At 65.4% G+C, this 12,277-nt stretch carries 11 protein-coding genes; 3 read left to right on the top strand and 8 right to left on the bottom strand.

Going from position 1 to position 12,277, the window contains the following annotated elements:
* Positions 1-137 precede the first annotated feature (137 nt).
* The 5 genes from iscA to uvrB form a co-directional block, all read right to left on the bottom strand.
* On the bottom strand, positions 138-461 hold the full coding sequence (iscA, locus tag ACSFA0_RS09945; protein ID WP_435450021.1) for an iron-sulfur cluster assembly protein IscA: 324 nt from the start codon (positions 459-461) through the stop codon (positions 138-140).
* Position 462: 1 nt separating this feature from the next.
* Positions 463-879: a Fe-S cluster assembly scaffold IscU gene (gene iscU / locus ACSFA0_RS09940; RefSeq protein ID WP_286645078.1), complete on the bottom strand. Its 417-nt coding sequence runs from the start codon at positions 877-879 to the stop codon at positions 463-465.
* A 150-nt stretch (positions 880-1,029) separates the two neighbouring features.
* Positions 1,030-2,250 carry an IscS subfamily cysteine desulfurase gene (locus tag ACSFA0_RS09935; RefSeq protein WP_435450020.1) on the bottom strand — a complete coding sequence of 407 codons (1,221 nt, stop codon included), beginning with the start codon at positions 2,248-2,250 and terminating at the stop codon, positions 1,030-1,032.
* Between the two features lie 75 nt (positions 2,251-2,325).
* On the bottom strand, positions 2,326-2,862 hold the full coding sequence (iscR, locus tag ACSFA0_RS09930) for a Fe-S cluster assembly transcriptional regulator IscR (RefSeq protein WP_286645076.1): 537 nt from the start codon (positions 2,860-2,862) through the stop codon (positions 2,326-2,328).
* A 206-nt stretch (positions 2,863-3,068) separates the two neighbouring features.
* Positions 3,069-5,180: an excinuclease ABC subunit UvrB gene (uvrB, locus tag ACSFA0_RS09925; protein WP_435450019.1), complete on the bottom strand. Its 2,112-nt coding sequence runs from the start codon at positions 5,178-5,180 to the stop codon at positions 3,069-3,071.
* 103 nt (positions 5,181-5,283) lie between these two features.
* On the opposite strand from uvrB, the gene ACSFA0_RS09920 reads away from it, so the two are divergent.
* The 3 genes from ACSFA0_RS09920 (at position 5,284) to ACSFA0_RS09910 (ending at position 8,700) form a co-directional block, all read left to right on the top strand.
* Positions 5,284-6,480, top strand: a complete 1,197-nt coding sequence (locus ACSFA0_RS09920) for an amino acid aminotransferase (protein ID WP_435450018.1) — start codon at positions 5,284-5,286, stop codon at positions 6,478-6,480.
* Positions 6,481-6,596: 116 nt separating this feature from the next.
* A complete protein-coding gene (locus ACSFA0_RS09915) occupies positions 6,597-8,084 on the top strand; it encodes a polyhydroxyalkanoate depolymerase (RefSeq protein WP_435450017.1) in 1,488 nt (495 codons plus the stop codon).
* Positions 8,085-8,091: 7 nt separating this feature from the next.
* On the top strand, positions 8,092-8,700 hold the full coding sequence (locus tag ACSFA0_RS09910; protein WP_435450016.1) for an RnfABCDGE type electron transport complex subunit B: 609 nt from the start codon (positions 8,092-8,094) through the stop codon (positions 8,698-8,700).
* A 17-nt stretch (positions 8,701-8,717) separates the two neighbouring features.
* Here the strand turns inward: ACSFA0_RS09910 and ACSFA0_RS09905 are convergent, their stop codons facing one another.
* The 3 genes from ACSFA0_RS09905 to ACSFA0_RS09895 are packed head-to-tail and all read right to left on the bottom strand — an operon-like array spanning position 8,718 to position 12,267.
* The gene (locus ACSFA0_RS09905) at positions 8,718-9,200 is read right to left on the bottom strand and encodes a VOC family protein (RefSeq protein WP_435450015.1); all 483 of its coding nucleotides are present in this window, start codon (positions 9,198-9,200) and stop codon (positions 8,718-8,720) included.
* The gene (gene bioB / locus ACSFA0_RS09900) at positions 9,197-10,219 is read right to left on the bottom strand and encodes a biotin synthase BioB (protein ID WP_435450014.1); all 1,023 of its coding nucleotides are present in this window, start codon (positions 10,217-10,219) and stop codon (positions 9,197-9,199) included. Before bioB ends, ACSFA0_RS09905 begins: the two co-directional genes overlap by 4 nt.
* The gene (locus ACSFA0_RS09895) at positions 10,219-12,267 is read right to left on the bottom strand and encodes an acetyl-CoA carboxylase biotin carboxylase subunit (protein ID WP_435450013.1); all 2,049 of its coding nucleotides are present in this window, start codon (positions 12,265-12,267) and stop codon (positions 10,219-10,221) included. Before ACSFA0_RS09895 ends, bioB begins: the two co-directional genes overlap by 1 nt.
* Between the last annotated feature and the right edge of the window lie 10 nt (positions 12,268-12,277).

Raw genomic sequence — 12,277 nt, 5'->3', positions numbered from 1 at the left:
AAAAAAACCGCCTGCAAAGTAAGCGGCGGCTGTCGGTGCCACTTCGAGGAACACCGCGGAACCGGCTTTGTTGGGCCGCTGGTGTTGCCCCCTCGAGGGGGAGGCGGCTACACGAAGTGAGCCGCTTCGGGGGTGGGCTAGATTCTGAAACTCTCTCCGCAGCCGCAACGGTCGCGCTCGTTCGGGTTGATGAACTTGAAGCCTTCGTTCAGGCCTTCACGCACGAAGTCGAGTTGTGTGCCGTCAATGTAGGCCAGGCTCTTCGGGTCGACCAGCACCTTCACGCCCTGGTCCTCGAAGACCACGTCGTCGGGCGTCAGTTCGTCGACGTACTCCAGCTTGTAGGCCAGGCCGGAGCAGCCGGTGGTCTTGACACCCAGCCGCACGCCCACGCCCTTGCCCCGCTTCCCGAGGTAACGGTTGACGTGGCGCGCAGCCGCTTCGGTGAGCGTCACAGCCATGTCAGTGGACCGCCGTTTCAGCCGATGCCACGGCGGCACCGTGCTTCTGCTTGTAGTCGTTGACTGCTGCCTTGATGGCGTCTTCGGCGAGGATCGAGCAGTGGATCTTCACGGGAGGCAGCGCCAGTTCTTCAGCGATCTGCGCGTTCTTCAGCGCCGCTGCTTCGTCGAGCGTCTTGCCCTTGACCCATTCGGTCACGAGCGACGACGAGGCGATGGCCGAGCCGCAGCCGTAGGTCTTGAAGCGCGCGTCTTCGATCACGCCGGTTTCCGGGTTGACCTTGATCTGCAGCTTCATGACGTCGCCGCAAGCGGGCGCACCGACCATGCCGGTGCCGACGGAGTCGTCGCCCTTTTCGAACGAGCCGACGTTGCGGGGGTTTTCGTAGTGGTCGATGACCTTGGGAGAGTAAGCCATGTGGTACCTCTTTTTATCGATTCGTTGCGCTGAAACTCAGCGGATTCTTATTTCCAGAAACACCGCGGAACTGGCTTGCCAGGCCGCTGGTGTTGCCCCCGGTAGGGGGTGGGAGTCGCGACACGAAGTGCGCAGCGACCTGGGGGCGAGCTAGTGAGCACTCCACTGGATCGTGCTGATGTCGATGCCGTCCTTGAACATTTCCCACAGGGGGCTCAGTTCACGCAGCTTGGCGACGTTGTGCTTGATGGTGGAGATCGCGTAGTCGATCTCTTCTTCGGTCGTGAAGCGGCCGATGGTCATGCGCAGGCTGCTGTGGGCCAGCTCGTCGCTGCGGCCCAGGGCGCGCAGCACGTAGCTGGGTTCCAGGCTGGCCGACGTGCAGGCCGACCCGCTCGACACCGCCAGGCCCTTGATGCCCATGATCAGCGACTCGCCCTCGACGTAGTTGAAGCTGATGTTCAGGTTGTGCGGCACGCGGCGTTCGAGGTCGCCGTTGACGAAGACCTGCTCCACATCCTTGAAGCCGTCCAGCAGGCGCTTGTGCAGCGCCGTGGCCTTGGCCAGGTCGTCCTTCATTTCCAGCCTGGCGATACGGAAGGCCTCGCCCATGCCGACGATCTGGTGCGTGGGCAACGTGCCCGAACGCATGCCGCGCTCGTGGCCGCCACCGTGCATCTGCGCTTCGAGCCGCACGCGCGGCTTGCGGCGAACGTACAGCGCACCGATGCCCTTCGGACCGTAGGTCTTGTGCGAGGCGAGGCTCATCAGGTCGATGGGCAGCGACTTCATGTCGATCTCGACCTTGCCGGTGGCCTGGGCCGCGTCGACGTGGAAGATCACGCCCTTCTCGCGGCAGAGGTTGCCCAGCGCGACCACGTCCTGGATGACGCCGATCTCGTTGTTCACGAACATCACGCTGGCCAGGATGGTGTCGGGGCGGACCGCCGCCTTGAACTTCTCCAGGTCGAGCAGGCCGTCTGCCTCGACGTCGAGATACGTCACCTCGAAGCCCTGGCGCTCCAGCTCGCGCATGGTGTCGAGCACCGCCTTGTGCTCGGTCTTCACCGTGATCAGGTGCTTGCCCTTGCCCTTGTAGAACTGCGCCGCGCCCTTGAGGGCCAGGTTGTTCGACTCGGTGGCACCGGAGGTCCAGACGATCTCGCGCGGGTCGGCACCGATGAGCTCGGCCACGTCGACGCGCGCCTTCTCGACGGCCTCCTCGGCCTCCCAGCCCCACGCATGGCTGCGCGACGCCGGGTTGCCGAAGTGCTCGCGCAACCACGGAATCATGGCGTCGACGACGCGCGGGTCGACCGGCGTGGTCGCGCCGTAATCAAGGTAGATGGGGAAATGCGGGGTGACGTCCATGGCTCACTCAGACTCGTGGGGTTTCTTGGTTTTCGGTCGGATGTTCAACACGCGGCGCCGAGGCGCCGCCCTCGATCACGACTTGGCGAAGGCGTTGCCCAGCGCAAACACCGAATTCGGCGCGTTCACACGGATGGGCTTGACGACCGGTTGCGCAGAGATGGCGCGCTTCACGGCCGGTTTGTTCTCAATCTGCACACCCTTGGCGATCTGGTCATCGACCAGCTTCTGCAGCGTCACGGAGTCGAGGAACTCGACCATGCGCTGGTTCAGCGAGGCCCACAACTCGTGCGTCATGCAGCGGCCAGCTTCGCCCAGGCAGTTTTCCTTGCCGCCGCAATGCGTGGCGTCGATCGGCTCGTCGACCGAGACGATGATGTCCGCGACAGTGATCTCGGCGGCCTTGCGGCCGAGGCTGTAGCCGCCGCCGGGGCCGCGCGTCGATTCCACCAGCTCGTGGCGGCGCAGCTTGCCGAACAGCTGCTCGAGGTACGACAGCGAGATCTGCTGGCGCTGGCTGATCGCGGCCAGCGTGACCGGACCGGTGTTCTGGCGAAGCGCCAGGTCGATCATGGCGGTCACGGCAAAACGACCTTTGGTAGTGAGACGCATCGCAAGCTCCTTGTGCTTCGTTACATTGACACCCGACAATTGCCGGATGGCGTGGTCTCCGCCCTGCCCGGCTCGCAACCACCTTGGTCGGAGCCAGCCCTTCATCGCGAAGTTTTTGTTGTGCAGTCTTGTTGTTGACTGTTTCGGTCAAGTATAGCAGAAGGCCCTCAAACGCGCTCGGGTAAACCGTTCGGAGCCTGGAGTCGTCAGAGCGGCGCGATGTTGTCGCCGCCGGCCGCGCCGAAGGCCTGCTCCCGCAGCTGTGCGAGCTGATCGCGCACCCGCGCCGCCTTCTCGAATTCGAGGTTGCGGGCGTGTTCGAGCATCTGCTTTTCGAGCCGCTTGATCTCCCGTGCGATGTCCTTCTCGCTCATGTCCTCGACCTTGGCGCGTTCCAGTTCGAGCTTGGCCATTTCCTTGCCCGTCTTCTCGCTGTAGACGCCATCGATGAGGTCGCGCACCTTTTTCACGATGCTCTTCGGCGTGATGCCGTTCGCCTCGTTGTGGGCGATCTGCTTGGTGCGCCGCCGCTCGGTCTCGCCGATGGCCTTCTTCATCGACTCGGTCATGCGGTCGGCATAGAGGATGGCCTTGCCGTTCAGGTTCCGCGCCGCGCGGCCGATGGTCTGGATCAGGCTGCGCTCCGCGCGCAGAAAGCCCTCTTTGTCCGCGTCGAGGATGGCGACCAGCGACACCTCAGGAATGTCGAGCCCTTCGCGCAGCAGGTTGATGCCGACCAACACGTCGAAGGTGCCCAGCCGCAGGTCGCGCAGGATCTCCACGCGCTCCACGGTGTCGACATCGCTGTGCAGATAGCGCACCTTGACGCCGTTGTCGCCCAGGTAGTCGGTCAACTGCTCGGCCATGCGCTTGGTGAGCGTGGTGATGAGCACCCGCTCGTTCTTGTCGACCCGCAGGCGGATCTCGCCCAGCACATCGTCGACCTGGTGGGTGGCCGGCCGCACCTCGACGATGGGGTCGATCAGGCCGGTCGGGCGTACCAGCTGCTCGACGACGTTGCCCGCATGGTCGATCTCGTACTGGGCCGGCGTGGCCGACACGAAGATGCATTGCCGCATGCGCCGCTCGAACTCCTCGAACTTGAGTGGCCGGTTGTCCATGGCCGACGGCAGGCGGAAGCCGTACTCGACGAGCGTGGTCTTGCGAGCGCGGTCGCCGTTGTACATGCCGCCGAGCTGGCCGATCATCTGATGGCTCTCATCGAGGAACATCAGCGCGTCCTTCGGCAGGTAGTCGGTCAGCGTGGCGGGCGGGTCGCCCGGCGCCGCGCCCGAGAGGTGCCGCGAGTAGTTCTCGATGCCCTTGCAGTGGCCGATCTCGGCCAGCATTTCCAGGTCGAAGCGCGTGCGCTGCTCCAGCCGCTGGGCCTCGACCAGCTTGCCCTGGCCGACGAACTCCTTGACGCGATCGACCAGCTCCAGCTTGATGGTCTCGACCGCGGTCATGACCTTGTCGCGCGGCGTCACGTAGTGGCTCGACGGATACACCGTGAAGCGCGGGATCTTCTGGCGGATGCGACCGGTGAGCGGGTCGAACAGCTGCAAAGTCTCGATCTCGTCGTCGAACAGCTCGATGCGGATGGCCAGCTCGCTGTGCTCGGCCGGGAACACGTCGATGGTGTCGCCACGCACCCGGAACGTGCCGCGCGAGAAATCCTGCTCGTTGCGCGTGTACTGCATGCGGATCAGCCGCCCGATCACGTCGCGCTGGCCGATCTTGTCGCCGATGCGCATGATGAAGCGCATCTGCGTGTAGTCCTCGGGGGTGCCGATGCCATAGATGGCGCTCACCGTGGCGACGATCACCGTGTCGCGCCGCTCCAGCACGCTCTTGGTGGCCGACAGCCGCATCTGCTCGATGTGCTCGTTGATCGAGCTGTCCTTCTCGATGAACAGGTCGCGCTGCGGCACGTAGGCCTCGGGCTGGTAGTAGTCGTAGTAGCTGACGAAGTACTCGACCGCGTTCTTCGGGAAGAACTCGCGGAATTCGCTGTACAACTGGGCGGCGAGCGTCTTGTTGGGCGCGAACACGATGGCCGGCCGTCCCAGCCGGGCGATGACGTTCGCCATGGTGAAGGTCTTGCCCGAACCGGTCACGCCCAGCAGCGTCTGGAACACCTCCCCGTTTTCCACGCCTTCCACGAGGCCGTCGATGGCCGCGGGTTGGTCGCCGGCCGGGGGATAGGGCTGAAAAAGCTCGAACGGTGAACCGGGAAAGGTCAGGAAGACGCCTTCTTTGGCAGGCCCGACCGGGTCGGCGTGGGTGGGTTCGGGAATGACTTCGGTCGTATCGGGCATGGGCGGTCCGTACCAGTTGGCGGGCGGTCGGTAAAATTCAAGGCAACCCGAAAGCCTAAACCAGCTTCGGGCTCCCTGCCAGATTCATCCAGAGGACTTCTTCATGTCTATGTTCACCGCCGTCGAGATGGCGCCGCGCGACCCGATCCTTGGTCTCAACGAGCAATACGCCGCCGACAGCAACCCCCACAAGGTCAACCTCGGCGTCGGCGTGTACTACGACGACAACGGCAAGCTGCCGCTGCTCGCCTGCGTGAAGGCTGCCGAAGAAGACATGATGAAGACGCCGACCGCCCGCGGCTACCTGCCGATCGACGGCATCGTCGCCTACGACAACGCCGTCAAGGGTCTGGTCTTTGGTGCCGACAGCGAGGCGGTCACGTCGGGCCGCGTGGCCACGATCCAGGCCATCGGCGGCACCGGCGGCCTGAAGGTCGGCGCCGACTTCCTCAAGAAGCTCAGCCCGAACGCCAAGGTACTCATCAGCGACCCGAGCTGGGAAAACCACCGCGCGCTGTTCACCAACGCCGGCTTCGTGGTCGAGAGCTATCCCTACTACGACGCCGCCAAGCGCGGCGTGAACTTCGACGGCATGCTGGCTGCGCTGAACGCCGCACCGGCCGGCACCATCGTCGTGCTGCACGCCTGCTGCCACAACCCGACCGGCTACGACATCACGGCCGCGCAGTGGGACCAGGTCATCGCCGCCGTCAAGGCCAAGAACTTGACCGCCTTCCTCGACATGGCCTACCAGGGCTTCGGCCACGGCATCGCCGAAGACGGCGCGGTGGTCGGCAAGTTCGTCGACGCCGGCCTGAGCTTCTTCGTCTCCACCTCGTTCTCCAAAAGCTTCAGCCTGTACGGCGAGCGCGTCGGCGCCCTGTCGGTGCTGTGCGAAAGCAAGGAAGAAGGCGCCCGCGTGCTGTCGCAGCTGAAGATCGCGATCCGCACCAACTACAGCAACCCGCCGATCCACGGCGGCGCCGTGGTGGCCGCCGTGCTGAACGACCCGGCCCGCCGCGCGGTTTGGGAGAAGGAACTTGCCGAGATGCGCACACGGATCAAGGCGATGCGCCAAACGCTCGTCGACGGTCTGAAGGCTGCTGGCGTGAAGCAGGACATGAGCTTCATCACCACGCAGATCGGCATGTTCAGTTATTCCGGCCTCACGAAGGACCAGATGGTGCGCCTGCGCAACGAATTCGGCGTGTACGGCACCGACACCGGCCGGATGTGCGTCGCCGCGCTCAACAGCGAGAACATCGACTACGTCTGCCAGAGCATCGCGAAGGTCATTTGAGAGGCGGAGTCAACTAGGTGACAGTTGCGTGACGCGGCTTAGGGTTCGGACCCTACGCCCGAACCCTGGTTCTGCCGATATATTGCACTGCAACAACCAGTCCTCCAGGGATCACCATGCTCTATCACCTCTACGAAGCCCAGCGGTCCCTGATGGAACCGATGACAGACTTCGCCCAGGCCGCGGCCAAGCTCTTCAGCAACGGCACCTCGCCGCTGTCGCACACGCCGATGGCCCAGCGCATGGCTGCCGGCTACGACCTGCTGTACCGGCTCGGCAAAGACTACGAGAAGCCGGAGTTCGGCATCACGTCTGTCGACGTGGACGGCAACAACGTGGTCATTCAGGAGGCGATTGCACTCGACAAGCCCTTCTGCGAGCTGCGCCGGTTCAAGCGCTTCACCGACGACCCGGCCACGCTGCAGCTGCTCAAGGCGCAGCCCGTGGTGCTGATCGTCGCGCCCTTGTCGGGCCACTACGCCACGCTGCTGCGCGACACGGTGCGCACCATGCTCAAAGACCACAAGGTCTACATCACCGACTGGAAGAATGCCCGCACGGTTCCGCTGTCGGAAGGTGCCTTCCACCTCGACGACTACATCCACTACGTCGAAGAATTTATCCGCCTGCTGCAGGCCGAGTACGGCAACTGCCACGTGATCAGCGTCTGCCAGCCTACGGTGCCGGTGCTGGCGGCGGTGTCGCTCATGGCGAGCCGCGGCGAGCAGACGCCGCTGTCGATGACGATGATGGGTGGCCCGATCGACGCGCGCAAGTCGCCCACGGCGGTGAACAACCTCGCGATGAACAAGAGCTTCGAGTGGTTCGAGAACAACGTGATCTACCGCGTCCCCGAGAACTTCCCGGGCGCCGGCCGCCGCGTGTACCCCGGCTTCCTGCAGCACACGGGCTTCGTCGCGATGAACCCCGACCGGCACGCGACCAGCCACTACGACTACTTCAAGGACCTGATCAAGGGCGACGACGCGAGCGTCGAGGCGCACCGAAAGTTCTACGACGAGTACAACGCTGTGCTCGACATGGATGCCGATTACTACCTGCAGACCATCCGCGTCGTCTTCCAGGAATGCCTGCTGGTCAACGGCACCTGGGACGTGCGCAACGCCGACGGCTCCATCGAACGGGTGAAGCCGCAGGACATCACCGGTAGCGCGATGCTCACGGTCGAAGGCGAACTCGACGACATCTCCGGTTCGGGCCAGACCCAGGCGGCCCATGGCCTGTGCACGGGCATCCCGCCAGCGCAACGCCAACACTTCGAGGTGCCGGGCGCCGGCCACTACGGCATCTTCAGCGGCCGCCGCTGGCGCGACGTGGTGTATCCGCAGCTCAAGGCCTTCATCGCCACGCACGATGCACCGCAGAAGCGCGCCATCGCCTCGGCGCCCGCCGCAGTGACGGCTGAAGACACCGTGATGGTCAAGCCGGTCCGCCGCGCCACCGCCGCGCCAGCGAAAAATGCCACTCGACCCGTCGCAAAGGCTGCGGCGACGAAGGCTCCGGCACCGAAGGCTGCCGCCAAAAAGGTCGTCGTCAAGACCGCTGCACGCAAGGCGGCCCCGGCCCGCCGAGGTGAACGCTAATCCTGCGATGACCCCACCCGTCGTGCTCGCCCTGCGCCTGCACGACGCCTTGCCGCAGACGCAGTGCACGCGTTGCGGCTATCCCGATTGCCAGGCTTACGCGGAGGCGATCGCGCACGAAGGCGCGGCCATCAACCGCTGCCCGCCCGGTGGCGCCGAAGGCGTTGCCCGCCTCGCGGCGTTGACCGGCACGCCGGTGCTGCCGCTCGACGCCACCTGCGGTGACGAAGGCCCGCGCGCCATGGCCGTGATCGACGAGGCCTGGTGCATCGGCTGCACGCTGTGCCTCGACGCCTGCCCGACCGACGCGATCATCGGTATTCACAAGCGCATGCACACCGTCATCGAGGCGCATTGCACCGGCTGCGAGCTGTGCATCCCGGTCTGCCCGGTCGACTGCATCGCGCTCGAGAACGAAACGCCCGGCCGCACCGGATGGCAGGCCTGGTCGAAGGCACAGGCCGATGCGGCCCTGGCGCGCTACACCGTGCACCAGCAACGCCGCGCCACGCCGGCGGCCGAAGCAACGCCGGCCGCTGCCGCGCCCGACGCCGATGCGCGCAAACGCTCGATCGTCGAAGCCGCGCTGACCCGCGCCCGCAACGCGAAGCGCTGACAGACCCGGCCGCAAACTCAGCGCGACGCTGCCGCCAGCGCGGCGAAGGCCTTCACGACCTCGGCCGGCGCCTGCACCATCTCGATCAGCACGCCCTCGCCAGCGATCGGAAATTCATCGTTCGCCTTCGGGTGCAGAAAGCAGATGTCGAAGCCGGCCGCACCTTTGCGAATGCCACCCGGCGCGAAGCGAACGCCCTGCGCGGTGAGCCATTCGACGGCCTTCGGCAGGTCGTCGATCCACAGCCCCACATGGTTGAGCGGTGTGGCGTGCACCGCAGGCTTCTTGTCCGGGTCGAGCGGTTGCATCAGGTCGACTTCGACCTTGAAAGGGCCGACGCCCATGGCGCAAATGTCCTCGTCGACGTTCTCGCGCTCGCTCTTGAACGTGCCCGTGACCTCGAGGCCGAGCATGTCGACCCAGAGCTTCTGCAGGCGCAGCTTGTCCGGGCCGCCGATGGCGATCTGCTGGATGCCCAGCACCTTGAACGGACGTGTCATGCCCCGGCCCCTTCGCTCGTTGAAACCTGGCGGGCCTTCAGGCCCAGCTTGCGCAGAAGTTGCACGTCGGCTTCCACGTCGGGGTTGCCGGTGACCAGCAGCTTGTCGCCATAGAAGATCGAATTGGCGCCGGCCATGAAGCACAGCGCCTGCACCGCATCGCCCATCTGCTGGCGACCGGCCGAGAGCCGCACGCGCGCCTTGGGCATCGTGATGCGCGCGACCGCGATCACGCGCACGAAGTCGAAGGGGTCGATCGGCGCGCTGTCGGCCAGCGGCGTGCCAGGCACGCGCACCAGGCTGTTGATCGGCACCGACTCGGGGTAGGGCTGCAGGTTGGCCAGTTGTGCGATGAGCCCGGCACGATGCACCGGCGCTTCGCCCATGCCCACGATGCCGCCGCAGCACACGCTGATGCCGGCGCTGCGCACATGCTGCAGCGTGTCGAGCCGGTCCTGGTAGGCGCGCGTGCTCACCACGTCGGTGTAGTACTCGGGCGCGGTGTCGAGGTTGTGGTTGTAGTAGTCGAGCCCGGCGTCCTTCAGCGCCGTGGCCTGATGCGCTTCGAGCATGCCCAGCGTGGCGCAGGTCTGCAGGCCCAGGTCCTTCACGGCGCCGATGAGCTCGGCCACTTTCTCGATGTCGCGGTCCTTCGGCGCGCGCCATGCCGCGCCCATGCAGAAGCGCGTCGCGCCCGCGTCCTTGGCGGCTTGCGCGGCGCGCACCACCTCGTCGACCGCCATCAGCTTCTCGGCCTTCACACCGGTGTCGAACGCCGACGCCTGCGGGCAGTAACCGCAGTTCTCGGGGCAGCCGCCGGTCTTGACCGACAGCAGTGTGGCCAGTTCGATAGTGCCCTCGGGCCAGTGCTGGCGATGCACGGTCTGCGCCTCGAAGAGCAGATCCATCAGCGGCTTGTCGAGCAGCGCCTGGATCGCCTCGACCGTCCACTCGCCTTGCGGCGCAGCCACCCTGGCCGGCCGGTGAATCGTCACGGCCTGCAGGTCATTGGCACCCATCAGTTGAACTCCAGGATGATCTGGTCGACCGCGAGCGATTCGCCCTTGGCCGCGGAGATCTTGCCGACCACGCCATCCTGCGTGGCGAAGAGGACGTTCTCCATCTTCATCGCCTCGATCACCGCGAGCTTCTCTCCGGCCTGCACCTGCTGCCCTGGTTGTACCGACACCTCGACCAGCAGGCCCGGCATCGGCGACATCAGGAACTTGCTCAGGTCCGGCGGCGCCTTGTAGGGCATCAACTTCTGCAGCCGCGCACCCAGCGGCGACAGCACCATCGCCTCGATCTGCGTGCCGTCGTGCGACACGCGCAGCGCCAGCGGGTTCTTGCCCGCGCCACGTTCGACCTGGGCCACGAACGGCCGGTTGTTCACCAGCCCCTCGATGCGGACGGCACCGAGCGACGCGCTGCTGGCGATCTGGTAGCTCTTCTCGCCCACCTCCACGGTGCTCGCACCGGTCGCGCCCTTGAAGTCGGTTACCGACACCGGCGTGTGCTGGTGCTCGCCCTTCGCATCGAGCGTGACCACCACGAACTGCTCGGCGATCTTCACGCCATGGCCGTCGAGCTGGCCGCTGATGCCGGAGGCGCGGGCGCGGTAGCGGCGGTGCATGAAGGCCGCGAGCGCGACCAGGAAGCTCGGGTCTTCGTGCGGCACGTCTTCGGCGTGGAAGCCCTGGCTGTAGTGCTCGGCGATGAAACCCGTGTTGAAGTCGCCGGCGACGAACTTCGGGTGCGCGAGCAGTGCCGCCTGGAACGGGATGTTGCTGCTCACGCCGCGGATCACGAAGCCGTTGAGCGCCTCGCGCATCATCGCGATCGCATGCGCACGGTCCTTGCCGTGCACGATCAGCTTGGCGATCATCGAGTCGTAGAACATCGGGATCTCGCCGCCGTCGTAGACGCCGGTGTCGACGCGAACGCCATACAGGTGCTCGGTGTCGGCCGAGAACATCGTCTCCTTGGGCGGCTGGAACTTCACCAGCCGGCCGGTCGACGGCAGGAAGTTGCGGAACGGGTCCTCGGCGTTGATCCGGCACTCGATGGCCCAGCCATTGCGCCGCACGTCCGATTGCTTCAGCGGCAGCGGTTCGCCCGCGGCGACGCGGATCATCAGCTCGACGAGATCGATGCCGGTGATGCACTCGGTGACCGGGTGTTCCACCTGCAGCCGCGTGTTCATCTCCAGGAAGTAGAAGTCCTGGTCCTTGCCCACGACGAACTCGACGGTGCCGGCCGACTGGTATTTCACGGCCTTTGCCAGCGCCACGGCCTGCTCGCCCATCGCCTTGCGCGTCGCGTCGCTGATGAAGGGGGACGGCGCCTCCTCGATCACCTTCTGGTGGCGCCGCTGGATCGAGCATTCGCGCTCGTTCAGGTAGATCACGTTGCCTTGCGAGTCGCCCAGCACCTGGATCTCGATGTGGCGCGGCTGTTCGACGAACTTCTCGATGAAGATGCGGTCGTCGCCGAAGGAGTTGCGCGCTTCGTTCTGGCAGGCCGTGAAGCCCTCGAGCGCCTCCTTGTCGTTGAAGGCCACACGCAGGCCCTTGCCGCCGCCGCCGGCCGAGGCCTTGATCATCACGGGGTAGCCGATGTCCTTGGCGATCTGCACCGCGCGCTCGGCCGATTCGATGGCTTCGTTCCATCCGGGAATCGTGTTGACCTTGGCGTCGTTCGCGAGCTTCTTGGACGCGATCTTGTCGCCCATCGCCGCGATCGAGTAGTGCTTCGGCCCGATGAACACAATGCCCTCTTCCTCGACCTTGCGCGCGAAGGCCTCGTTCTCCGACAGGAAGCCGTAGCCCGGGTGCACCGCCTCGGCGCCGGTCTTCTTGCACGCGGCGATGATGCGGTCGGCCTGCAGGTAGCTGTCGCGGCTGGCCGAACCGCCGATGTGCACGGCCTCGTCGGCGAGTTCGACATGGCGCGCATCCTTGTCGGCGTCGGAGTAGACGGCGACCGTGAGGATGCCCATTTTCTTTGCGGTCTTGATGACGCGGCAGGCAATCTCTCCGCGATTGGCAATGAGAACTTTCTTGAACATCTTGGTCTTT

It is taken from the genome of Variovorax restrictus, assembly GCF_051216715.1.
GTDB lineage: Bacteria > Pseudomonadota > Gammaproteobacteria > Burkholderiales > Burkholderiaceae_C > Variovorax.
This window is presented reverse-complemented; position numbering and strand designations above follow the sequence as displayed.

Bases quoted from the DNA above. Each gene is read 5' to 3' on its own strand.
- iscU (WP_286645078.1), bottom strand. From the start codon at position 879: ATGGCTTACTCTCCCAAGGTCATCGACCACTACGAAAACCCCCGCAAC.
- ACSFA0_RS09935 (WP_435450020.1), bottom strand. From the start codon at position 2,250: ATGGACGTCACCCCGCATTTCCCCATCTACCTTGATTACGGCGCGACC.
- uvrB (WP_435450019.1), bottom strand. From the start codon at position 5,180: ATGCCCGATACGACCGAAGTCATTCCCGAACCCACCCACGCCGACCCG.
- ACSFA0_RS09895 (WP_435450013.1), bottom strand. From the start codon at position 12,267: ATGTTCAAGAAAGTTCTCATTGCCAATCGCGGAGAGATTGCCTGCCGC.
- ACSFA0_RS09910 (WP_435450016.1), top strand. From the start codon at position 8,092: ATGACCCCACCCGTCGTGCTCGCCCTGCGCCTGCACGACGCCTTGCCG.
- bioB (WP_435450014.1), bottom strand. From the start codon at position 10,219: ATGGGTGCCAATGACCTGCAGGCCGTGACGATTCACCGGCCGGCCAGG.
- iscR (WP_286645076.1), bottom strand. From the start codon at position 2,862: ATGCGTCTCACTACCAAAGGTCGTTTTGCCGTGACCGCCATGATCGAC.
- ACSFA0_RS09905 (WP_435450015.1), bottom strand. From the start codon at position 9,200: ATGACACGTCCGTTCAAGGTGCTGGGCATCCAGCAGATCGCCATCGGC.
- ACSFA0_RS09920 (WP_435450018.1), top strand. From the start codon at position 5,284: ATGTCTATGTTCACCGCCGTCGAGATGGCGCCGCGCGACCCGATCCTT.
- iscA (WP_435450021.1), bottom strand. From the start codon at position 461: ATGGCTGTGACGCTCACCGAAGCGGCTGCGCGCCACGTCAACCGTTAC.
- ACSFA0_RS09915 (WP_435450017.1), top strand. From the start codon at position 6,597: ATGCTCTATCACCTCTACGAAGCCCAGCGGTCCCTGATGGAACCGATG.